This window comes from Ramlibacter sp. PS3R-8, assembly GCF_037572435.1.
Lineage (GTDB): Bacteria > Pseudomonadota > Gammaproteobacteria > Burkholderiales > Burkholderiaceae_C > Ramlibacter.
Window position 1 is genome coordinate 201,706 of sequence record NZ_JBBHGT010000007.1, and the last position, 21,775, is coordinate 223,480.

The window sequence follows — 21,775 nt, forward strand, 5'->3', positions numbered from 1 at the left end:
CATGACGAGTCAAAAATTCTGGCAGCTCTTCGTGGGCGTGCTCCTGTTGCTCTCCGCGTGGACGGCGAATGCGCAGTCCTCGACGACCCAGACGACCACCACCACCACTCCTTCCCAGGCGCCTCCGGCCAGCCAGTCGGATTACCCGGTGTTCCGCGCGCTGACCACGCCCGCGCCGGGGGCGGGCACTGCATTGTTCCCGTCGCCTGGCACCTCGGGTCCGGCCGCGTCGACGCAGACCCTGGCGAAGCCGGTGCTTCCTCCAGTGGTGGATCCCGGCCTGCTGGTGCGCACCGACGTCTTTGGCGCGAACCTGTTCACCGGCACTTTCGCGCGCGAGGGGGCGACGCGGTTCAATCCGGATTACGTGGTTGCGATCGGTGACCAGGTGCAGGTGCGGTTGTGGGGTGCCTACAATTTCGATGCGACCCTGACCGTAGATCCCCAGGGGAACATCTTCATCCCGAACGTCGGGCCGATCCGGGTCATGGGCGTGCGCAACCAGGACCTGCAGCAACTGGTGGCCGTGGCCGTCGGCCGCGTGTTCCGCTCGAACGTGAACGCCTACGCCAGCCTGGCGGCCGCGCAGCCGGTGCGCATCTTCGTCGGCGGCAACGTGGTGCGGCCGGGCCTGTACAGCGGCACCAGCATGGACAGCATGCTGCATTTCCTGGACCAGGCGGGCGGCATCGACGTGGATCGTGGTTCCTTCCTGGCGGTGCAGGTCAAGCGGGGCGCCACGATCCGCGCGACCGTCAACCTGTACGACTTCCTGCTGCGCGGGGTGATGCCGCTGATCCAGCTGGCCGATGGCGACGTGATCTTTGTCCAGCCGCGCCAGCAGACCGTGCTGGTCCGCGGGCTGGCCGAGACCACCAAGCGCTTCGAGTTCAGCGGGAACGAGAGGACCGTTGCCGACCTCGCGTCGATTGCCAAGCCGCTGCCCTCCGCGACCCACGTGCGCGTGGTGCGCAATACCGGTTCCGTCAAGAACGTGGAGTACTTCCAGCTGGCGGAGGCGGGGTCCATGCTGCTGCGCGACGGTGACGAACTCGAATTCACCGCGGACAAGAAGCCGGGCACGATCACCGTGCGTGTGGAAGGGGAGCACCTCAGCCCTCAAGAGTACGTGCTTCCGTACGGCGTGCGGATGGGCACGCTCCTGTCGCAGCTGCAGTTTTCCGAGCGCTCCGACCGGGACAGCATCCAGCTGTTCCGCACCAGCGTGAAGGACCGCCAGAAAATGCTGCTGGCCGCCTCGCTCAAGACGCTGGAGGCCGCGGCGCTGACCGCGCGTTCCGGCACCAGCGACGAGGCACGTCTGCGCAAGGAAGAAGCCGAACTGCTGCTGCAGTGGGTGGAGCGGGCCAAGACCATCGAGCCCAACGGCCAAGTGGTGATCGGAGCCGCGGCGACGCGCGATGCGCTGTTGCTGGAAAACGGTGACGTCATTCGGGTTCCGACGCTCGACGGCCTGGTGCTGGTGAGCGGCGAGGTGCTGTTTCCCAATACGATCGCCTTCCAGCCGGCGCTGGACGTGGAGGCCTACATCCAGAGCGCGGGTGGTTATACGCAGAACGCCGAGCAGGCGCGCGTCGTGGTCGCGCACCGGGACGGCACCTTCTCGCAGATCACGGGCAGGAGGGGTGGCGCCTTGCCGATGCGCATGGGCGACGAGATCCTGGTGCTGCCGAAGATCGACGTCAAGTCGCGCCAGATCATCAAGGACTGGAGCCAGATCCTCTTCCAGATCGCCGTGGCCGCCAAGGTGGTGCTGGGACTGTGACAACCGAGGCCACCGCGCTGCCGGGGCCGCCGGAGCCGCCGGGGCCGCCCAAACCGCTCGAAGTGCCGACGCCGGCCCCGCTGCGGCCGGCGGAGCCTGCGCCGGAGCCGGCTGCGCCGGCGGAGCCGAAGCCTCCGAGGCCTCCCCGCCCGCCCAAGCCGCCCCGGCCGCCGCGGCCACCGAAACCGCCACGGCCCCCTCCGCCGCCGCCCCCCCCGCCCTCCGGCGGGGGCGACAACGCGCAGATGGTGGCGGCCGCCCGCAACATGCCGATCGGCAAGCAGTTCGGCGCGTCGCGGCGCACGTCCTTCGAGGTCACGCGCTCGGTCTGGACGGCCTTGCTGCTGCGGGAGTCGCTGACACGCCTGTTCTCGTCCCGTGGCGCGTGGTTCTGGCTGTTGGCGGAGCCCTCGTTCCACATCGCGTACATGATGGTCATCTTCACCGTCGTCCGGATCCGCCATATCGGCGGAATCGCCACGGCGGCGTGGATCATGATCGGCGTCCTGAGCTTCATGGCGTTCCGGCGCACCGCGTCGCAGAGCATGCAGGCGGTGAATTCCAACCACGCCTTGTTCACCTACCGGCAGGTCAAGCCGATCGACGCCGTGCTGACGCGGGCGCTGCTGGAAGGGGTGCTGGTGGTGGTGGTCACCCTCACCGTCATGGCCGCGGCGGTCTTCTTCGGGGTCGATGCCGTTCCCGACGACCCGATCACCGTGATGGCGGTGTTCCTGGGCATGTGGCTGCTGGGCATCGGTTTCGCGACGACCATGTCGATCGTGGTCGAGCTGGCGCCCGAGTTCGGCAAGCTGGTCAACTTCGTGATGACGCCCCTGTACTTCATCTCGGGCGTGATCTTCCCGATCGCGAGCGTGCCCCCACCGTACCGCGAATGGGTGATGCTCAACCCGCTGGCACACGGCGTCGAGGGCGCCCGGAAGGCCTTCGCGGCGCACTACCACGGCGCACCCGAGACCGACATCCCGTACATCTATGGGTTCGCCCTCGTGCTGATCGTCCTGGGACTGGCACTGCACCGCGTCTTTGCGCACAAGCTGGTGACGAGATGATCATCGTCGACGACGTCTACAAGCGATACCAGACCGACCACGGACCCGGCAAGTGGGTGCTCAAGGGCGTGAACCTCGTCATCCCGACCAAGGTGAGTGTCGGGCTCGTGGGCGCCAACGGCGCCGGCAAGTCCACGCTCCTGCGCATCATCGGCGGGGTGGACATGCCCACGCGAGGGCGGGCGGAGCGCCATTGCCGGGTGTCCTGGCCGATGGGCTACGGCGGCGGCCTGCAGGGCTCGCTCACCGGCCGCCAGAGCGCCAAGTTCCTGTGCCGCGTGCACGGGCACGAGGACGACATCGCTGAGCGGCTGAAGCAGATCCAGGACTTCGCGCAGATCGGCGAGGCCTTCGATGAGCCGATCAAGACCTACTCGTCCGGCATGCGGTCGCGCCTGCAGTTCGCCCTGTCGCTCGCGTTCGACTTCGACATCTACATCTCGGACGAAGTCACGGCGGTGGGCGACGCGGCGTTCAAGGCCAAGGCGCGCAATGCGTTCAAGAACCTGGCGGACCATGCCAGCATCATCATGGTGTCCCACTCCGAGGGCATGCTGCGCCAGTTTTGCCAAGCCGGCATCTTCATCCACGAGGGGCGTGCGCACTGGTTCGACGACGTGAAGGACGCGCTGACGGAATACAGGAAGAAATCGGGATGAACACCGGGAAAAAGAAGGTCGTGGTCGTGCTCGGCATGCACCGCAGCGGCACGAGCGCCATCACCCACGCGCTCGAAACCATGGGCGTGGGCCTGGGCGACCAGCTGATGCCGCCGGCGCCCGGCAACAACGAGAAGGGTTTCTTCGAGGACGTCGAGATCAATGCGATCAATATCGACCTCCTCAAGGCGTTCGGCGACGACTGGCGGTCCCTTGCGCCGATCGGCGCCGCGGACCTCGGCTCCGACGAGGTGGAAGCCCTGCGACTGCGGGCGATTTCCGTCCTGCGCGATCGCCTTGAAAACAACCGGATCTTCGGCTTCAAGGACCCTCGCACGTGCAGGCTGCTGCCTTTCTGGCAGCCGTTGTTCAAGGACCTGGGCCTGGAGCCGTCGTACGTCCTCGCGTTGCGCAATCCCTTGAGCGTTGCGAAGTCGCTGGAAAAGCGCGACCGGATGGACTTCCAGAAGGCGTGCTACCTGTGGCTGGTGCACATGCTGCCATGCGTGCGTCTGACCGAAGGCATGTCCAGGGTGGTGGTCGACTACGACCAGCTGATCCAGGCGCCCGCTCCTGAAATCCGCCGAATGGCCCAGGCCCTGGGGCTTCAGCGGAAACTCGACGAAAGCGCCGTCGCAGCTTTCGAAAGCGAGTTCATCGACGAGGGCATGCGGCACTCCGCATTCGAGCCCGAGGACAGCGCCGCGGATCCGCGCGTGCCGGCTGCGGTCAGGGACCTGTTCCTGGCCCTGAGCAAGGTCGCCCGCCAGGGGGCCAGCCTGGACTCGCCCGAGACGCAGGGGTTGGTCCGCGAACTCGCGGGCCGCTTCGACGACTTGCCCCGCGTGTTCGCGTTTGCCGGTGACGAGGCAGAGAAGCTCGCGGAGCTGCAGCGACTCGTCGACAGCAAGGACGTGCACATCGGCCATATCGAACGAGAGCTTGCACGGATCAGCGTCGCGAACGAAGCGGAAATCGCGCGGCTCGCAGGCATCGCGCACGACAAGGACGTGCACATCGGGAACATCGAGGCGATCAATGCGCAGAATGCCGGCCTCGGGGAGCGCCTCGGCGCCAGCGAAGCGGAAGTCGCGCGCCTCGCCGGCCTGGTGAATGACAAGGACGTCCACATCGGCAACATCGAGGCCGCCCTTGCCGCCACCAGGCTGGGCTACGAGCAGCTGACGCTCACCCACGCGGCCTTGCAAGCGGATGCCGGCCAGTTGCGCCAGCAGGTCCATGACAAGGACGTGCACATCGGCAATCTCGAGACGATCGTTGCAGCGCGAGACGCGCGCGTCGCCGAACAGGACGCGACGCTGGCGCAGCAGTCCGCGGAACTCGGCAGGGTCGGCGGCGAGCTCGCCAAGGCGACGGCGGAGCTCGGAGCGGCGACTGCGGAACTCGGCAGGGTCGGCGGGGAACTTGGCGTGGCGACCGCGGAGCTGGCCCACGCGACGAGCGAAATCGCCCGCTTGCAGCAGGAAGGCGAGCGGCTGCTGCAGGCCGTGCACGACAAGGACGTGCACATCGAGAACATCACGGCGGTGGCAGCGCGCCTGCAGGCGCAAAGCGCGATGCTCGGACACCGTGCGGCTCGCCAGAGGAAGTCGCTGGCGGGCGTGGCCGGCCGGCCCGTGCGCGCCCTGAAGGACCTGGCCTGGCGTGTGGGCGCTCCTCGGCGCGTGGACGTCATCCCCATGGCGCAGCTGGCACGGACGAAGCAAGGATGGCGGGCGGAAGGCACGGAGCCGGAATTCCTGCTCGAGCCGGGACGTGCGTGGAGCGGCCTGAAGGGATGGCACACGCTGGAGCTGGAAGCGTCCATGCCCGAGGCATGCACGATGCGCCTGACATTCGACACCGCCGCCAGGGGCCGGGAAAGCCTCGAGCTCGAGGTGCCGCAGGGCACGCGGACGCCGTCGCGCCTGAACGTGTTCGTGCCGGAAGACTGCATCGCGGTGCGCCTGCGGCCCTGTGACAAGCCGATGGCTTTCGAGCTGCCCGGGTGCACGCTGAAGGCCCTGTCGCAAGCGCCGCGCATCTCCGCGCAGGCCGACGTGTATGAAAGGCTCGGAGGCCGGGGCGGCAATGCCGGCCAGCTCGTGCCGGTCAGCGGCGTCGCGCCACTGGACACCGATTACGCCTGGATGGCGACCGACCGCGATCCCCACTTCAACGTCAGCGGCCTCCAGAAGTTGCGCCCGGGCTGGTACATGGTGGAGGTCCTGATCCATTCGGAAGTGAATGCGGGCGCCGCGAAGTTCTACATGGACTATGGCTCCGGCTACACGGAAACCGCCACCGCGCTGCTGCCGTTCCGCTCGGGCGTGGTGGCCAAGAGGCTGCTGCGCTTCGACCCGGTTCCCGTCCAGATCCGGTTCGACCCGATGGAACGCAAGGCGCGGTTCTCGGTTGCAAAACTCCACTTCGCGCCCGTATGGAGCTGGTTCGCCCGCGACCGCATGCTCAAGCGGCTGCAGAACCACGACGATGAATTCCGCGGTGGAACGCGCGCCGACATGCTCCGGCGCCTGAAGGCGCAATCCAGGGCCCTGGAAACGCCGCTGGACGAATTGCTCCTGGACCGCTACGGCGCGACGTTCACGTCCACGGGCGAGGCGGCGATGAGCTATGGCGAGTGGATCGAGAAGATCGAAGTCCCCAGCCTGCCCGACGAGGTCGCCCTGAAGTACATGCTTCAGGACATCGACCCGAAGCCGAAATTCTCGGTGGTGGTGCCCACGTACAACCCCGCGGTGGGACATCTGCGTGCGTGCCTGGAATCCGTCCTTGCGCAGAGCTATGAGAATTGGGAGCTGTGCATCGCCGACGACGCGTCGACGCAGTCGCACGTGCGGGAAATCCTGCGCGAATATGCAGCCCGGGACGCGCGCGTGAAGGTCTGCTATCGCACCCAGAACGGACACATTTCGCGCGCTTCCAATTCGGCGCTCGAACTTGCCACCGGCGAATACGTCGCGCTGCTCGACCACGACGACAAGCTGGCGGAACACGCCCTCCTGTTCATGGCCGAAGCCATCCACCGCCATCCCGGCGTGCAGGTCCTGTACAGCGACGAGGACAAGCTCGACGAGAACGGCGACCGCGTCGACCCCCACTTCAAGAGCGGCTGGAACCCGGACCTGTTCTACGCGCAGAACTACGTGTCGCACCTCGGCGTGTACAGCCGCAGCCTGCTCCAGAAGATCGGCGGCTTCCGCGCCGGCGTCGAAGGAAGCCAGGACCAGGACCTGCTGCTGCGCTGCCTGCCGCACCTGAAGGACGCGGAGGTGGTGCACGTCCCGCGCGTGCTGTACCACTGGCGCACGGTGGAGGGATCCACCGCGCAGAACCCGGAGGAGAAAAGCTATACGACGCAGGCCGGCATCCGGGCGCTGCGCGACCATTTCGCCAGCATCGGCGTGGCCGACATCCGCATCGAGCCCGCCGCGCTGCCGAATACCTACCGCCTGCGTTGGCCGCTGCCTTCGCCGGCGCCGATGGCCAGCCTGATCATCCCCACCCGTGACCGGCGCGCGCTGACCGAAGTCGCCGTGCGCAGCATCCTGCAGAAGACGACGTACCCGAACTTCGAGATCCTGCTCGTGGACAACGGCAGCGTGGAAGCGGAGACGCTCGAATTCTTCGAGCAGATCCAGCGGGAGGACAAGCGCGTGCGGGTGCTGCGCTACGACCATCCGTTCAACTACTCCGCGATCAACAACTTCGCGGAGCGGCATGCGAGCGGCGACATCATCGGGCTGGTGAACAACGACGTCGAAGTCGTCAGCGCGGACTGGCTGACCGAGATGGTCAGCCACGCATGCCGGCCCGAAATCGGCTGCGTCGGGGCCAAGCTCTACTACACGAACGACACGATCCAGCATGGGGGCGTGATCCTCGGCCTGGGCGGCGTCGCCGGCCACAGCCACAAGACCGCGCCGCGGCACAGCGCGGGCTATTTCGGCCGGCTCAAGCTGGTGCAGAGCCTGTCGGCGGTCACTGGCGCCTGCCTCATCGTGCGACGGGACGTGTACCGCGAGGTGGGGGGGCTCGACGAGGTCAACCTGGCGATCGCCTTCAACGACGTCGATTTCTGCCTGCGCGTCCAGGCCGCCGGTTACCGCAACCTGTGGACGCCCTACGCGGAGCTGTACCACCATGAATCCATCAGCCGCGGCCTGGAAGACACGCCCGAAAAGATCACGCGCTTCAACGGCGAAGTGCGCTTCATGATGGACAAGTGGGGCGAGGGACTGCGAAAGGACCGCTACTACAATCGGAACCTCACATACAAGAAGGAAGACTTCTCGATCGAGTGGGAACAGAATGAGCGATCCGCTGACCAATAAAGGCGTCGCCGTCACCGGCTCCCCCTCCGACAGCACTTCGAAAGCGGTTGTCGTGGTGGGCGTCGCGCGCGGCGGCACATCGATGGTGGCCGGCAGCATGATGCACCTGGGCGTGTTCATGGGTGACCGCGCCAACCCCCCGGTCTTCGAGGACATGCGCCTGTCCACCGCCTTCGAGCAGAAGGACTGGGAGGCGGCGAAGGCGGTCGCGGCCGCATATTCCGGCAGCCACGCGGTGTGGGGCTGGAAGCGACCCTGGTCCGTCGACCACCTGGACGACGTGCACCGGGTGCTCGACGCGCCGCGCTACATCTTTGTCTACAAGGACGTGATGAGCATCGCGCAGCGCAACACGATCTCCATGCTGTCGGACCTGCTGCCCGGCATGGACAAGGCGATGCAGCAATACGCGAAGACGCTCGCCTTCCTGCGCGCGCGCCCCGTGCGTGCCATGCTCGTGTCGTATGAGAAGGCGATGGCCGACCCCGCCCACTTCGTGCGCGAGCTCGCGCGTTTCTGCGGCGTGGAACCGCGCGAGGAACAGCTGGACGCAGCGCAGGCCTTCATCCAGCCCAACCCCGAGCATTACCTCGACGTCTCCCGCATCACCAAGGCCCAGGGTCGCCTGGGCGGCATTGCCAACGGCAAGATGTACGGCTGGGCGCGCATGCTGCACAGCAAGAAGCCGGCGTCGGTCGACCTGTTCGTCAATGGCGACAAGGTCGGCACCGTGGTCGCAGACCAGCCGCGTCCCGACCTGATGCAGCGGTTCAACCAGGCCTGCGCCTACAGTTTCCAGTTGCCGCCGGAACTGGTCCTTCAATCGGGCGACGTCCTGCGCGCCCGCGTCGTCAACGAGGTACGTGATCTTGAAAACTCACCCTGGCAACATCCCTGAGCGGCTGGGCGCCGTGAAGCGGTGGGTCTCCGAACAAGGGATCAAGCGTTCCAGCATGTCGGATGAACGAACCCTCTACATCCATATCGGCTGCGGCAAGACCGGCTCGTCGGCCCTGCAGGTCTGGCTGAATCACCAGGCGGACGTGCTGCGCCGGCTGGGGGTGGACTACCCGTCCTTCGGCCGCCGCAAGCTCGACGACTACGCCATCACCAGCGGCAACGGCAAGAAGCTCATCGACGCCATCGCAGCGGGTGAGGGGGAGGCGTTCATGCAGGAGCTCGCGAAGTCGCCCTGCGGCAAGATCTTCCTGTCGTCGGAGGCTTTCCAGAGCCTGAGCGACGAGACCCTGCGCGACCTCAAGGCGCAGGCGGCGCGCGTCGGCCTGCGCGTCGCGATCATCGTGTACGTACGCGATGTCTACGACTACGTCTACTCCGCCTACCAGCAGCTCATCAAGCGGCACCTGGGCACGCAGACGTTCCGCATGTATGGCCTCAAGCGCGACAAGATCCAGCAGTTCGAGGTGGTGGCCTCCTTCGCGCGAAACTTCGAGAACCTCCACGTCTACCACTACGACAGCGAGCGCGAGCGTGGCCTGGAAAAGTCGATGCTGGAGGCCTTGGGCGTCAACCCCGCCAAGGTGCCGCCCATGCCCGACACGAAGGTGAACCGTTCGCTCGATGCCGAGGAGTCGGAACTCCTGCGCATGGTCAATCAGAAATACGTCCAGTACGTGCCCGGCGGCACGAACTCGTTCTCCGCGCGCATTTCGGACGCGCTGATCTACGCCGACCCTGAACACGAGACGGAGATCCTGCTCGACGACAAGGTGCTGCGCCACCTCGAGGTTGTGTTCCGTCCGGCCATCGAGCACCTGAACACCAAGTACCTGAGCAAGACCCCGATGAAGGTCTTCGACCCCACGGGCAAGAAGATCGTGCGGGAGCTGCCTCCGGTGCGCGCCATCTACACCACCGTGATCGACACGGTCGTCAAGCTGATGGCGGCGGAGGGCGAAAGCATGACGCCCGGCGAGGGCGCGCCCCATCGGCCGCTGCGCCCCGGTCCCGCCAGGCAAGGGATGGGCGCCGGCAACGGCGCTGCCGCGGCGAGGGCGGCCAACGGCGCCGCCGCTGGCAGGGTGGCCAACGGCGCTGCTGCTGCCAGGGTGGCCAACGGCGCGGCGGTTGCAAGGGGGGCCAACGGGCCGGCCGCTGCCAGGGCTGCAGGCCGCGCCGCGGGGGGCGGGGCTGCCGCGGCCGGCGAGCCCCTGGCGTGCACGGACCCGCGACTCGTCAACGCCTTGCGCAACGAGGCCATCCGCATCGAGAAGGAGGATCCGCAGAAGGCGCTGGCGCTCATGACGGCCGCCGCCGCACTGCGGCCGAACGGAGCCGCCATCAAGAAGAAGCTCAAGGAATACCAGGCAACCATCCAATGAGCCACCCCTTGCTGCGCGGTCTCGTCGCTCTCGTCCTTGCCGTGCCGCTCATGGCGGTTGCGGCGCCTTTCGCCATCGTTGTCGAGGGGCGCCCGCAGGACGCCGACATCACCACGCACCAGATCACGTCGGCGGGCGTGGTGCTGGGTGTTTCCGACAAGGGCGGCGGGTACATCAACAAGCTGTCGATCCCCGGCGTGGGCGACATCATCGGTCCGGTCGCCGCCCGCTACGGCCGCGGCGGCCAGGTGACCATCCGCGACGAGCTGCACGGCCGCAAGTACAACCCCACGCAGGCCGGCTTCACCGACCGCGCCGGCACGCACGTGGAGGTCATCGTTCGCGGCAACGAGATGCTGCTGCCGCGCCGGCCCCTGTCGCTGTGGCACGGCGACCGCGGCTACGATTTCACGCAGTGGGAGAACCTGGCCGCGGATCCGTACCCGAAGGACGGCGGGAATTCCGACGAGGACGGGATCGACGAGTCCGCGTTGCCGGGCAAGCAGGCCGACGAGCTGACCAGCGAATTCGATTTCATCGGGCGCTACAGCAACGTGTCCGACGGCGCCCGGATCCGCATCGCCGCCTTCCGCTTCGAATACGAGTTGCGCTATGTGCGCAAGCCGGGAGCCATCCTGCAGTTCGGCCGCAAGACGCGCATCTTCGACGCCACGCAGGCGGTCCCCGACATCTCGGTGGAGATGCCCGCCGGAGTGCACCCTGCCACCGAGACGACCTTGAGCAAGATGCTCATGAGCTCCACCATCCGCGGGGACAGGGCGGTGTGGTCGCCCAGCGTCGTCTTCACCGTCGACGGCGGCGGCCGGCTCGTGGCGGGCCGCTCCGGCCGCGGGGACGTGGAGGAAATGGATGCGGCCATCACCTCCCTCGTCATCTTCGCCAGCGGTTCGGACCCGAAGACCGGCACCGCGGTTGGTTTCTTCCAGCCGCCGAACCGCGTCAACACCTTCAACGTGGTCGGCCGCTCGGCCAAGGATGACGCGTTGAAGTACGAGGACCGGCGCGTCACCCGTCGGCAACTGCTCGGAAACCTCAGCCGCACCGGCGGGATGTGGCTGATGGGAACGCGCGTCTCCAGCACCGGCCTGCTGAGCCCGCTCGAGACGGCCAGCGGGGTGTACGAAGCCGTGCGGGGCGAGTCGTACATCCTGGTGGGCACGCCGCAGGAAATCCTCGACGCCGCCACGAAGCTGGCGAACTGACAAGCAAGAGGACACGATGAGACAGCTGATCCTGCATATCGGGATGCACAAGACAGGGACGACGTCGATCCAGCGCAGCCTCGGCGGCCTGGCGCAGGACCGGGTGAAGTACGTGACGCTGGGCAGCCCCAACCACTCGGGGCCGCTTTCCGTGGCGTTCGGCGATCGCACACCCAAGGGTCGACGGGCGCTGCCGGGGCGCTCGGACAACCCCGAAGCCCTGAAGCAGCGCATTCGCGCCCAGCTCGAGGCCGAGCTGGCGCAAAAGGAGTTCGACAAGTTCGTGATCTCCGGGGAGGGAATGGTCTTCCTGTCCCCGAACGCCGTTCAGGAGCTGCGGGACATTTTCTACAAGCACGTGGACGAGGTGCGGGTGTTCGCGTACGTGCGCGATCCCATAGGCTACAGCTCGTCGGCGCTCCAGCAGCGGATCAAGGGAGGCTATGCCGGCTACTCCCTGTCGCGCGCCAACTACCGCAAGAAGTTCGTCCCCTTCATCGAGATCTTCGGCCGCGACAAGTTCTCCGTGAAGGAGTTTGCGCGGCCCAACCTGCGTGACGGCTCGGTGGTTTCCGACTTCTGCCACCTGTGGGGCATCCCCTTCGATCCGCAAAAGGAAGTGCGCTCGAACGAAAGCCTTTCCGAACCCACGATGAAGCTGATGCACCTGTTCAACCGGTCCGGCATGCCCTCGCTCGAGAATCGCACGCAGACGCGGGCGAGGGTGGCCATGGTCCAGGAACTGAACGCGCACTTCAAGGGCAGGTTCGACCTGCCGGCGCAGTTCCGGCCCGGGGCCATCGACCGGGACGACATCGCCTGGCTGGCCAAGGAATGCGGCGTCGCGTTTCCGGTCGAGGTTGACACGGGGGCCGTCATGCCGGCGGATGAACTCGAGCAGTACATCAACGACATCGACCCGGCGTGGATTTCGGGCTATCGCGCGTTGCTGCAGGCCAAGGGGATCGAGGCGGGCAGCTCGGAGACGATGGTCGATTTGCTGAACAGGCATTTCAGCGCCTGCCTGGCGCAGGTGCCGGAACCTCGGGAGCGGGCACGACCCCCGGGATGGCGGCGTGCCGCCCGCGGGCTCAAGGGGTTGCGGCTGTAGCGCGTGCAAAGAGGCGGCGCGCGACTTCCATCTTGTCCGTGGGGTGGATTTCGGCGGCGACGATGCCGTTCGACGCCGCCATGCGCAAGCCGGGCAACATGCGTTCCGCCTTCGCCTGCTGGCTGCGGACTTCTTCCCAGCCTCCGGTCTTGATGGCGTCGTACTGCGGCAGCTGCATGTAGACGATGGGCAGGTCCGGCTGCTCGAACTGCTTGCGCCAGTGCGCCATCGTGGCGACGAAGAGCTCGGCGTAGCGGCCGGAGTTGCGGCGGTAGTCGCCTTCGCCCTGGTACCACAGCAGCCCCCTCGCGGTGAACGGAGCAACCGGTTTCACCACCGCATTGAAAGCCGCGCCGGCGCCTGCCATCGAATGCCGATTGGACCGGCGCTGCCGCCCCTGCGGCGTGACGATGGCCTGCCCCGACTCCGGCACCCACGCCTCGATGCCCGTGGCGCCGACGGAGGTGTCGACGAGGCCCACCACGTCCTTGTAGTGCGTCGCCAGCAAGCGACCGGTCAGGTAGCACACCGCCGAAAAGCCCAGCGCCGCGTCCCGCGAGTCGTCGACCCACACGCCCTCGCCGGAGCGGTTCACGTCCGGCGTCGGGGCGCGGAACATGCGCACCCGCGCCGGCGCCGCGAGCGCCTGGCCGGCCATGCCGGCTTGGTCGGTGCGCCGCAACTGCATCGCCATGTTCGACTGGCCGCCGCACAGCCAGACCTGGCCCAGCACCGCGTTGCGGATGCGCATTTGCTCCCCGCCGGCCGCAGTGACGACGATGTCCCCGGCAGCCTGCTGCGGCGCGGCGAGGTCGATCCGCCAAGTGCCGGCGTCCGTCGCCGACGCGGAGCCCGTGACACCGCTCCACGCAGCCGTGACCTTTTCGCCCGGCTTCGCCGTGCCCCACAGGCGGACAGGTTTGCCGCGCTGGAACACTGCACCGTCTGACAGCACTGGCGGCAGGCCCAGTGCCATGGCGGGCAGGCAGGCCAGCAAGAGGGCCGTTGCCAGCAGCTGGCGCGGCAGCGAGGCAGGCAGGGCCGGACAGATGCGCATCATCTCCGTCCTCGTGTCGTGGTGCTCAGCGACGGGCCAGCAGCGCTTCGTCGCAGACCGCCTCTGCCAGGTCGTCGAGTTCCGAGAGGAGCGCTTTCGCGTCCGGCGTGCCTGCGGATGGGGACGCGTCCGCCGTCATCCGGTTCATGAACACCTGCATGACGTGCGAGACGCCTTCGTCCGTGACACTGCGAAGATCCTGGGCGAAGTACTTCCCGCGCGAGTAGGCGCCGGTGATGATTTCGTAGGAGGGGAAATACTGCACGCCTTCGTGCGCACGCGCCGTCATCTCCGCTGCGACGCGAAGCACGGACTTGGAGTACGTGGTGGCCACGAGGACGTGTTCGTCCGAATAGGTTGCCGCCAGCGGCACGGGCGACACGGTGAAGATCAGGCGCGCCTTCGGGTTCACCAGGCGCAGCTTCGCGATGAACGCACGAAGGTCGTTCGTGATGTCCTCGACGGTCAGGTTGACGAATGCGTGCTTGGCCGCATTGAATTCGCCGCCGCTCACGCCGGGGGCGATGGGGTAGGCGGCGCCGTCGAGCCTGGAGATCCAGCATTCGGTCAGGCCGAGCGTGAACACGAAGACGTCGAGCTCCTCGAACATCCGCCGCACCGCCGCCAGGTGCCGCTGTCGGTCGGCGCGCAGGGCCTCGACGCTCGCGAAGCCGTCGGGCTCGATGCGGGGGCGGAACGGGTCGCACACCCGGCCGCCTTCCAGCGTCCAGTGGTCTTCCAGCGGGGTGAAGAAGCCGAAGGCGCGGTCGAACAGCTGCACCAGCTGGCGCGAGGTGTAGACGTTCCCGTAGCGGGCGGAGAAATCGTAGAAGCCGCGCGCCTCCGCGTCCTTGTCGGAAGCGTTCGCGGCCTGCTCGGTCAGCAGGAAGTGAAAGCCGCCCTTGCGCAGCCGCTTGGAGATGTGCTGCGCGAAGCAACTGCCCGCCGTGGCCACCTTGTCGGCCTTGCCGATGCCGAAGGGCACCTGGCGCACGGGGTCCAGGCTGCCGACAGGAACGGAGGCGACGGATTCGCGCCAGAAGGCGGCGTCCGGCAGGCCCTTGTACGGATGGGACTTCGGCGCGGCGGGCTCCGGCGTCCCCGCCCGCGCAGCCGCTGCAGCAGTGGGGGGTGAAACCCGTTCGGCGTTGCCGGACCGCGAACCGGAAGGCGACATCCTTGCCGCGATCTCCGAGATCAGCAGCGCCCCGAAGCGGGGGTTCCCGTGCGTGGGGTCGTCGGCCGCGAACTCCGGACGCAGCAGGCCGGCGTCCGTGAAGACGGCCGGTGGGGGTTCCAGGAAGCCGACACCGGCGCGGGCGGCCTCGGTGCGCAGCAACTGCACATGATGCTTCCAGGCGGCGACGCGCACAGGCACAGGACTCAGGCGCTGCCCCTTGATCCTTTCCCGCATCTTGCCCGGGTGCGCAAGGATCTGCGCCTCTTCCTTGGGCGGCGGCGGCGGCACCAGCAGGACCCGGGGGTGCAGCCCCTTGAAGAACTGCAGCCAGGGCAGGGCCAGCAGCCGCACCTTGCGTTCCACTTCTGCCAGGAGGTCCTCCAGCGACAGGCCAACGTCGATCAGGGACGTGGCGTAATGTTCGTTGCCGTGCAGGGAAATGCAAAGCACATCGGCCTTGACCGAGGCGATGATGTCCCGGATGCGGCCGGTGTGGTAGTTTTCAACGACCACGGGTCCCCGCACGTGCTGCAGGGGTTGCGGCGGGCCGGAGCCTTTCTTCGCATATTCGTGCAGGTACACGAACTCGCAGTCGATGTCGGGGCTTGCGCCGGAATCGTAAGCTTCGTTGATGCACGTGACGTGGCTGCGTCCCACGAACAGCAGCTTCATTGCAGGACTCGATGGCGACGCGCTTTTCATACAGCTCCTCCCGGCGGGGCGAGGGGAAATATAGCAGGCCGTGCGCTGAGGTAAGCTTTCGGCCAAGCGTTGCCAACGCAGGAGCTACCACCATGCACCCCTATGCATCCCTCGACGAGAGATTCTTCTGGTCGTCGGCCGTTGCCAAGCGCAACATGTTCGACATCGAAGGCCTGTGGGAACCGAAATTCAGCATCGGCCGCACCATGCAGGTCGCGACTTTCGGCTCCTGCTTCGCCCAGCACATCGGCCGTGCCCTGGCGGCCAACGGCTTCAACTGGATGCTCGCCGAGCCCACCCCGCCGGGGCTCAGCGCCGAGAGCGCCAAGAAGTTCAACTACGGCGTCTTCTCCGCGCGCACCGGCAACATCTACACGGTGTCGCTGTTGAAGCAGTGGGTGGACTGGGCCACCCGCGCCTCCTCGCCGCCGGCGGAAGTCTGGGAGAAGGACGGCCGCTACTTCGACCCCTTCCGGCCCAACATCGAGCCCGAAGGCTTCGAGTCGCGCGAGGAACTGGTGCGCTCCCGCCAGGCAGCCATCGACGCGTTCCGCGCGGCGCTGACCGGCTCCAGCGTGTTCGTGTTCACGCTCGGGCTCACCGAGAGCTGGGTGAACAAGCGGCATGGCTACGAATACCCGATGTGCCCGGGCACGGTGGCCGGCGAATTCGACGCGCTCGAGCACGAGTTCGTGAACCAGGACTTCCCCACGATCCGCAAGACGCTGGTGGACACGCTCAAGCGCGTGAAGCAACTCAATCCCGACATCAGGTTCCTGCTGACGGTTTCGCCGGTCCCGCTGACGGCCACCATGTCGGGCAACCACGTGCTGGTGGCCACGATGGAGTCGAAGTCGGTGCTGCGCGCGGTGGCCGGGATGGTCGCGCGGCAGCTCGATTTCGCGGATTACTTCCCGTCGTACGAGATCATCAGCTCCACGCCTTTCCGTGGCACCTTCTTCGAGGCCAACCAGCGCAGCGTCAATCACGCCGGCGTCGAGCACGTGATGCGCTCCTTTTTCGCCTGCCTCGGCGCGAAGTTCCCGTTCGAGGAAACGGCGGCCGAACGAATCGACCGGCCGAATCGACCCAACCGGCCGGACCGCGCCGATCGTCCCAACCGGGCAGACCGGCCCAACCGCCCTGAGCGCCCGAACCGGCCCAACCGCATCGGCGCGCAAGCCCCGGACCGGCCGAACGGGCCGAATCGCCCCGATCGCCCGGACACGCCCGAGCGGATCGCCAGGCGCCTGGAGCGGCAGGCGGCGCGACGGGCCGCGACCGGCCAGCCCGCCAAGAGCGACGAGGTCGTGTGCGAGGAGGAACTCCTGAACGCCTTTGCCAGGACGAAGTGAGGTCTGCGACGTGAGAATCTGTGTGCTGGGCAACAGCCATGTGGCGAGCCTGAAGCTGGGCCTCGAGAAGCTGCCGGGGGGCCGGCAAAAATTCACCATGGAATTTTTTGCGTCCCGGGCGAGTGCGATGGAAGGGCTGCGACTGGAAAACAAGCGACTGGTTCCGAGGAACGAGAACCTGGCGCGCGCGATCAGCCACACCAGCGGTGGCAAGCGCGAGGTGGTGCTGGACGACTACGATGCATTCCTCGTGTACGGACTCGGCTTCCGTCTGCCGGTGGTGGAGACGCAGCTGAGCGCCGCGGTGCAGCGCCAGGCGTGTCGCGACACCGCGGTCGGAACGCTCAACTTCCACCTGTGTTCCCTGCTGCGGCAGGCGACGAACAAGCCGGTGTACGTCGGCCACGATCCGCAGGAGGCGGAAGGGCGCAAGCGGCGCGCTGTCAACCGCAGCCTGCCCTACGGCGGCGTGTACGACCTGACGAAAGACGCGCTGCGCGGTGAAGACCTGCGCCTGGTGCAGCAGCCCAGGCGAACCTTCGCGAACGATTGGTTCACCAGGCCCGAGTTCTCCGCCGGATCGACCCGCCTGGACATCGGCGACGCGAAGTCGAACGAACTGCACAAGGACGTCGACAACAAGCACATGAACGGGGATTTCGGCCGGATCTGGCTGGAAGAGAGCTTCTTTCCAGCCGTGGGCTTGAAGACGGGCGCTTGACGTGCGCTGGGCGGCGTTGCACCGCCCGGGGGTCAATCCTCGTCGTCTTCGTCTTCGTCCTCGTCCTCGACCTCGTCCGAATCCGACTTGCGCACCTTCATGCGCGCCATGATGCGCTTGAGGGGAACCTTCTTGCCGTCCTTTTCGATCTCGACCTGCTTGATCTTGAATGTCGCAAAGCCGGGAACCGAAACCTTCCCTTCTTGCGTTCCGTCGATCTCCTTGGCGATCTCGGCCAGCGCCGCCTTCACGATGCGGATGGCCTGGGGTTCGGAGATGTCCTTGAACACCCTTTCCTTGTTGAGCATTGCCTGGGCAACTGCTTCGTTGATCTTCATGAAAACCTTTCGTGTCCTATGGGAGAAATATAGCAGGCACCCGCAGCGACACTGGGGCAGCGTGCCCGGCTGGAACATTTAGTATCCGGACCCGGAAGCTCCACATTTGAAGACAACATTCTTGAACGAGGCAGTGCACATAGCCGTCGAGCCGCGGTCCGCGGCGGGGGGCTGGCACCTGCTCCAGGGCTCGCTGCGGCGCCAGGGAGGTGCGTACGACGCCCGGCTGTACTTCGACGGCGCGACGAGCTCCTCGTCTGCCGGCCATGTGAGCGTTGCGACCTCCGCCAAGGGCATGGTCAACGACCTCCTGTGGCTGCCGGCAGGCGTGCAGGCCCTGCGACTCGACATTGGCGACGCACCGGTCCACGAACTGGGCGCCATGCGCATCCGGCCGGTGGGCTCGCTGGAGCGCCGCTGGCGGATGGCGCAGCGCGTGCTGGCGGCCCTGTGGCAGCAGCCCGCCGCCAAGCGCCACCGGCTCGGCCTCACGTGGCCCCGCTTCTTCTCCGACCTGGCCGCCGCTTACGAGCTCGCGACGCGCCTGCGCGCCCACGCCCCCGCGCCCAGCTACCCGGACTGGATCCGGCGCTTCGACACGCTGTCGGATGCGGACAGGCAGGCCATGCGCAGGCAGGTCGCCAGTGCGCAGGACGCCCCCTTCTTCCACGTGCTGCTCGCTGGAGCCGAAGGCCTGGCGCGCGAGCGCAGTTTCGCGTCGCTGCAGGCGCAGTTGCACCCGCGCCATCGCGTGACCCCCTGGGATCCGGGCAGCGCGGACGCCGCGGCCGTGCTGCGGGACTTCAACGCAGTCCTGGGGGGGGCGGATGCCGGCCAGTGGGTGCTCCTGCTGCGCGCGGGCGATGAGCTTCCCGCCCATGCGCTGTTCTGGTTCGCGCACGAGGCCTTGCGACGTCCCGATGCCTGCATGCTCTACGCCGACGAGGACGAGATCGATGGCGAGGGGCAGCGCCGCAACCCCCGTTTCAAGCCCGCATGGTCCTGGGCCCACGCGCGCAGCACGCGCTTCTTCGGCGAAGCGGTGGTGTTGAAAGCGCACGCGCTGGCGCGCGCGGGAGGCCTCGAACCCGACGACGCCAGGCACGGCTGCTACGGCGCCGTCCTGCGGGTGCTCGACACGGTGCGAGAAGAGCCCGGGCTACACGTTGCGCACATTCCCTCGGTGCTCCTGCACCGCGGCGCGGTGAATCCGGAAAGCGCGGACCCATGGGCGTTGAACGCCGTCAGGGCCCACCTCGCGCGGCGCGGCGCGGGGTCCACGGTCGAACCGGTCCGCGCCGGCTGTTGGCGCGTCCGCCACCCGCTGCCTGCGCAGCCGCCACTGGTGAGCATCATCGTGCCGACGCGCGATGCGCTGGCGATCACCCGGTTGTGCATCGAGAGCGTGCGCAGGCACACGCGGTATCCCCGTTACGAGATCCTGCTGGTGGACAACCAGAGCGTCGACGCCGACGCACTGGCGTGGATGCGTTCGCAGCAGGACGCCGGCTTGGTACGCCTGTTGCGCTACGATGCCCCGTTCAACTACGCCGCCATCAACAACATGGCGGTGCAGGAGGCGGCCGGGCAACTGGTCTGCCTCCTCAACAACGATACGGAAGTCATGGAGCCCGGCTGGCTGGAGGAAATGGTTTCGCACGCGCTGCAGCCCGGCGTGGACGTGGTCGGGGCCAAGCTCCTGTATCCGAACGGACTGGTGCAGCACGGGGGCGATCTTGTCGGCGTGGGAGGCGTTGCGAACCACGCGCACGCTTTCCTGAAGTCGGACGATCCGGGCTACTGCGATCGCGCGGTCGTCGCCCAGGAGTATTCGGCCGTGACCGCCGCATGCATGCTGACCTGGCGCAATCGTTACCTGGCCCTCGGCGGTCTCGACGCCGCGAACCTTCCGGTGGCCTTCAACGACGTCGACTACTGCCTGCGTGTCAGGGATGCGGGCGGGCGCGTGGCCTGGACGCCGCACGCCGTCCTGGTCCACCACGAGTCCATTTCGCGCGGCAAGGACTTGACGCGGCAGCAGCTGCGCCGCGCGAAACGCGAGGCAGCCTGGATGCGGCGGCGCTGGCAGCACGTGCTCGGCCGCGATCCGTTCTACAACCCCAACCTCAGCCACGAACGCCCGGACTTTTCGCTCAGTCATGCGCCGGTGGTGGACAAGCCTTGGACCTCCTGAGATCTTCCGTCGAGCTCGACGTGCTGCCGGCCGGCGTGGACGTGTACCTCGTGGAGGAGCGTGCCAACCCGTCGACCGATTACTTCGTCCACCCCGCCTGCGCCGGGCAGGGACGCCGCCTCCATCGCTGCCTCTTCGACGACCCGCCGCCGGAGGTCAGCCTGGCGAACGCCGTGGTGGTGTTCGTGCGCTACATCCCTCCGCTGTGGCGCCGCAAGGTGCAGGCCGAACGCACGGGAATGGCGCAACTCGTCTTCTTCATGGACGACGATGTCCTCGATCCCGCGGCCTGGGACGACATGCCCTGGCGCTATCGCTACAAGCTGTACCGGCAGGCTGCGCGCCATGCGGGCTGGCTGCAGAAGGTGGACGCGCAACTCTGGGTCTCCACGGCCTGGCTGCAGAAGAAGTACGCCGCCTGGTCCCCCTGCGGGTGGAGCCGCGGCCGCTGCCGGGCACGGAGGGCGCGTGCCGCGTCTTCTATCACGGCAGCGCCTCGCATCGCGCCGAGATCCGCTGGCTGCGTCCGGTGATCGAGCAGGTGCAGGAGCGGGACCCGCGGGTGGTGTTCGAGATCATCGGCGGCCAGGACGTGTACCGGCTGTACCGCAGCATGCCGCGAGTGACCGTCGTGCATCCGATGAAGTGGCCGGCCTACGAGGCGTTCCTCGACCAGCCGGGACGCCACATCGGCCTGGCGCCGCTGCTGGAACTGCCGTTCAACCGCGCGCGCTCGTGCACCAAGTTCTTCGACATCACGCGTGCAGGCGCCGCCGGCATCTACGCCGTGGCGGGCGCCTGCGGCGGGTTCGTGCGGCCCGGCATCGACGGCCTGGTCCTGCCGATGCGTCCGAATGCGTGGGCCGAGGCCATCCTGCAACTCGCGCGGGACGAGCCCGCGCGCCAGTCGCTGGCGATCGCCGCGCGCGAGCGGCTCCAGACCTGAAAGCACACATGCCGACCTTCAACGACTACGAACGCCAGATCGACGACGATGCCATCCAACGCGGCGAACATCGCGGCTGGGTCGGCGGGCTGTGGGAGGAAATGGGCCGGCTGCAGCTGGAGTTCCTGCGCAGCCAGGGGCTGCAGCCGCACCATTCGCTGCTGGATGTCGGTTGCGGCGCGCTGCGAGGCGGCATCCGGTTCGTGGAATTTCTCGAGCCCGGGCAGTACGCCGGCCTGGATATCAACCAGTCGCTGATCAACGCCGGCTACCATGAGCTCGAGCTCGCCGGACTGGAACTCAAGCAGGCCCGGTTGCTGGTCGATCCCGAATTCAATGTGTCCCGGTTCGGGACGCAGTTCGACTTCGTCATCGCGCAGTCGGTGTTCTCGCACTTGCCGGTGAACCACATCTGCGAATGCCTGCTGAACGTCGCGAAGGTGCTCAAGCCGGACGGACGCTTCTTCGCGACCTTCTTCGAGGCGCCGCATCCCGTTCACGTGGAGCCGATCACGCACGCGCCTGGAGGCGTGGTCACCCGCTACGGGAAGGATCCTTTCCACTACTCCGTGGCGGAATTCCAGTGGATGGCGGACAACTGCGGGCTGGCCGTCCGCCACATCGGCGACTGGTCGCACCCACGCGACCAGCGCATGCTGGTGTTCACTCCCAGGCACGGCGTGCACGACGCCGGCGGGAGCTGAGCGGCGACGGCAGTCTCCGCACCAGCCGC

General features: G+C 67.2%; 17 protein-coding genes. 14 read left to right on the forward strand and 3 right to left on the reverse strand.

The features are described from left to right. Position 1: 1 nt before the first annotated feature. The 8 genes from WG902_RS20800 (at position 2) to WG902_RS20835 (ending at position 12,549) form a co-directional block, all read left to right on the forward strand. Positions 2-1,786: a polysaccharide biosynthesis/export family protein gene (locus tag WG902_RS20800; protein WP_340062118.1), complete on the forward strand. Its 1,785-nt coding sequence runs from the start codon at positions 2-4 to the stop codon at positions 1,784-1,786. Between the two features lie 245 nt (positions 1,787-2,031). Beyond that, positions 2,032-2,859 (forward strand): ABC transporter permease, encoded by an 828-nt coding sequence (locus tag WG902_RS20805; RefSeq protein WP_340062119.1) that lies wholly within the window; start codon positions 2,032-2,034, stop codon positions 2,857-2,859. Beyond that, positions 2,856-3,518 carry an ABC transporter ATP-binding protein gene (locus WG902_RS20810; RefSeq protein WP_340062120.1) on the forward strand — a complete coding sequence of 221 codons (663 nt, stop codon included), beginning with the start codon at positions 2,856-2,858 and terminating at the stop codon, positions 3,516-3,518. The genes WG902_RS20805 and WG902_RS20810 overlap by 4 nt, the downstream gene beginning before the upstream one ends. Then, positions 3,515-7,873 carry a glycosyltransferase gene (locus tag WG902_RS20815; RefSeq protein WP_340062121.1) on the forward strand — a complete coding sequence of 1,453 codons (4,359 nt, stop codon included), beginning with the start codon at positions 3,515-3,517 and terminating at the stop codon, positions 7,871-7,873. Before WG902_RS20810 ends, WG902_RS20815 begins: the two co-directional genes overlap by 4 nt. Next, the gene (locus WG902_RS20820) at positions 7,851-8,771 is read left to right on the forward strand and encodes a sulfotransferase (RefSeq protein ID WP_340062122.1); all 921 of its coding nucleotides are present in this window, start codon (positions 7,851-7,853) and stop codon (positions 8,769-8,771) included. Before WG902_RS20815 ends, WG902_RS20820 begins: the two co-directional genes overlap by 23 nt. Further along, entirely contained in the window at positions 8,743-10,215 is a 1,473-nt protein-coding gene (locus WG902_RS20825) for a hypothetical protein (protein ID WP_340062124.1), read from the forward strand. The genes WG902_RS20820 and WG902_RS20825 overlap by 29 nt, the downstream gene beginning before the upstream one ends. Then, entirely contained in the window at positions 10,212-11,438 is a 1,227-nt protein-coding gene (locus tag WG902_RS20830; RefSeq protein ID WP_340062125.1) for a hypothetical protein, read from the forward strand. Before WG902_RS20825 ends, WG902_RS20830 begins: the two co-directional genes overlap by 4 nt. A 16-nt stretch (positions 11,439-11,454) precedes the next feature. Beyond that, positions 11,455-12,549, forward strand: coding sequence for a hypothetical protein (locus tag WG902_RS20835; RefSeq protein ID WP_340062127.1), 1,095 nt, complete (start codon positions 11,455-11,457; stop codon positions 12,547-12,549). Here WG902_RS20835 and WG902_RS20840 read toward each other — a convergent pair. Both WG902_RS20840 and WG902_RS20845 read right to left on the reverse strand, forming a co-directional pair. Then, on the reverse strand, positions 12,530-13,609 hold the full coding sequence (locus WG902_RS20840; protein WP_340062128.1) for a sialate O-acetylesterase: 1,080 nt from the start codon (positions 13,607-13,609) through the stop codon (positions 12,530-12,532). The two genes, WG902_RS20835 and WG902_RS20840, sit on opposite strands and share 20 nt — an antisense overlap. 22 nt (positions 13,610-13,631) lie before the next feature. Next, complete coding sequence (locus WG902_RS20845; RefSeq protein ID WP_340062129.1) at positions 13,632-15,458, reverse strand: GSCFA domain-containing protein; 1,827 nt, start codon at positions 15,456-15,458, stop codon at positions 13,632-13,634. 122 nt (positions 15,459-15,580) lie between these two features. Here WG902_RS20845 and WG902_RS20850 point away from each other — a divergent pair, with 122 nt between their 5' ends. Together WG902_RS20850 and WG902_RS20855 are read left to right on the forward strand one after the other, a co-directional pair. After that, complete coding sequence (locus WG902_RS20850; RefSeq protein WP_340062130.1) at positions 15,581-16,843, forward strand: GSCFA domain-containing protein; 1,263 nt, start codon at positions 15,581-15,583, stop codon at positions 16,841-16,843. Between the two features lie 10 nt (positions 16,844-16,853). Further along, entirely contained in the window at positions 16,854-17,564 is a 711-nt protein-coding gene (locus tag WG902_RS20855; RefSeq protein ID WP_340062131.1) for a hypothetical protein, read from the forward strand. Positions 17,565-17,596: 32 nt separating this feature from the next. On the opposite strand, the gene WG902_RS20860 is transcribed toward WG902_RS20855, so the two are convergent. Further along, positions 17,597-17,902 (reverse strand): hypothetical protein, encoded by a 306-nt coding sequence (locus tag WG902_RS20860; RefSeq protein ID WP_340062133.1) that lies wholly within the window; start codon positions 17,900-17,902, stop codon positions 17,597-17,599. A 121-nt stretch (positions 17,903-18,023) separates the two neighbouring features. On the opposite strand from WG902_RS20860, the gene WG902_RS20865 reads away from it, so the two are divergent. The 4 genes from WG902_RS20865 to WG902_RS20880 are packed head-to-tail and all read left to right on the forward strand — an operon-like array spanning position 18,024 to position 21,746. Further along, entirely contained in the window at positions 18,024-20,096 is a 2,073-nt protein-coding gene (locus WG902_RS20865; protein ID WP_340062134.1) for a glycosyltransferase family 2 protein, read from the forward strand. Further along, positions 20,084-20,629 carry a hypothetical protein gene (locus tag WG902_RS20870; RefSeq protein ID WP_340062135.1) on the forward strand — a complete coding sequence of 182 codons (546 nt, stop codon included), beginning with the start codon at positions 20,084-20,086 and terminating at the stop codon, positions 20,627-20,629. Before WG902_RS20865 ends, WG902_RS20870 begins: the two co-directional genes overlap by 13 nt. Beyond that, positions 20,626-21,042 carry a glycosyltransferase gene (locus WG902_RS20875; RefSeq protein WP_340062136.1) on the forward strand — a complete coding sequence of 139 codons (417 nt, stop codon included), beginning with the start codon at positions 20,626-20,628 and terminating at the stop codon, positions 21,040-21,042. The genes WG902_RS20870 and WG902_RS20875 overlap by 4 nt, the downstream gene beginning before the upstream one ends. An 8-nt stretch (positions 21,043-21,050) precedes the next feature. After that, a complete protein-coding gene (locus WG902_RS20880; protein ID WP_340062137.1) occupies positions 21,051-21,746 on the forward strand; it encodes a class I SAM-dependent methyltransferase in 696 nt (231 codons plus the stop codon). The last annotated feature ends 29 nt before the right edge of the window (positions 21,747-21,775 follow it).

Bases quoted from the DNA above. Each gene is read 5' to 3' on its own strand.
- WG902_RS20830 (WP_340062125.1), top strand. From the start codon at position 10,212: ATGAGCCACCCCTTGCTGCGCGGTCTCGTCGCTCTCGTCCTTGCCGTG.
- WG902_RS20850 (WP_340062130.1), top strand. From the start codon at position 15,581: ATGCACCCCTATGCATCCCTCGACGAGAGATTCTTCTGGTCGTCGGCC.
- WG902_RS20820 (WP_340062122.1), top strand. From the start codon at position 7,851: ATGAGCGATCCGCTGACCAATAAAGGCGTCGCCGTCACCGGCTCCCCC.
- WG902_RS20860 (WP_340062133.1), bottom strand. From the start codon at position 17,902: ATGAAGATCAACGAAGCAGTTGCCCAGGCAATGCTCAACAAGGAAAGG.
- WG902_RS20810 (WP_340062120.1), top strand. From the start codon at position 2,856: ATGATCATCGTCGACGACGTCTACAAGCGATACCAGACCGACCACGGA.
- WG902_RS20800 (WP_340062118.1), top strand. From the start codon at position 2: ATGACGAGTCAAAAATTCTGGCAGCTCTTCGTGGGCGTGCTCCTGTTG.
- WG902_RS20805 (WP_340062119.1), top strand. From the start codon at position 2,032: ATGGTGGCGGCCGCCCGCAACATGCCGATCGGCAAGCAGTTCGGCGCG.
- WG902_RS20880 (WP_340062137.1), top strand. From the start codon at position 21,051: ATGCCGACCTTCAACGACTACGAACGCCAGATCGACGACGATGCCATC.
- WG902_RS20840 (WP_340062128.1), bottom strand. From the start codon at position 13,609: ATGATGCGCATCTGTCCGGCCCTGCCTGCCTCGCTGCCGCGCCAGCTG.
- WG902_RS20815 (WP_340062121.1), top strand. From the start codon at position 3,515: ATGAACACCGGGAAAAAGAAGGTCGTGGTCGTGCTCGGCATGCACCGC.
- WG902_RS20835 (WP_340062127.1), top strand. From the start codon at position 11,455: ATGAGACAGCTGATCCTGCATATCGGGATGCACAAGACAGGGACGACG.
- WG902_RS20845 (WP_340062129.1), bottom strand. From the start codon at position 15,458: ATGAAGCTGCTGTTCGTGGGACGCAGCCACGTCACGTGCATCAACGAA.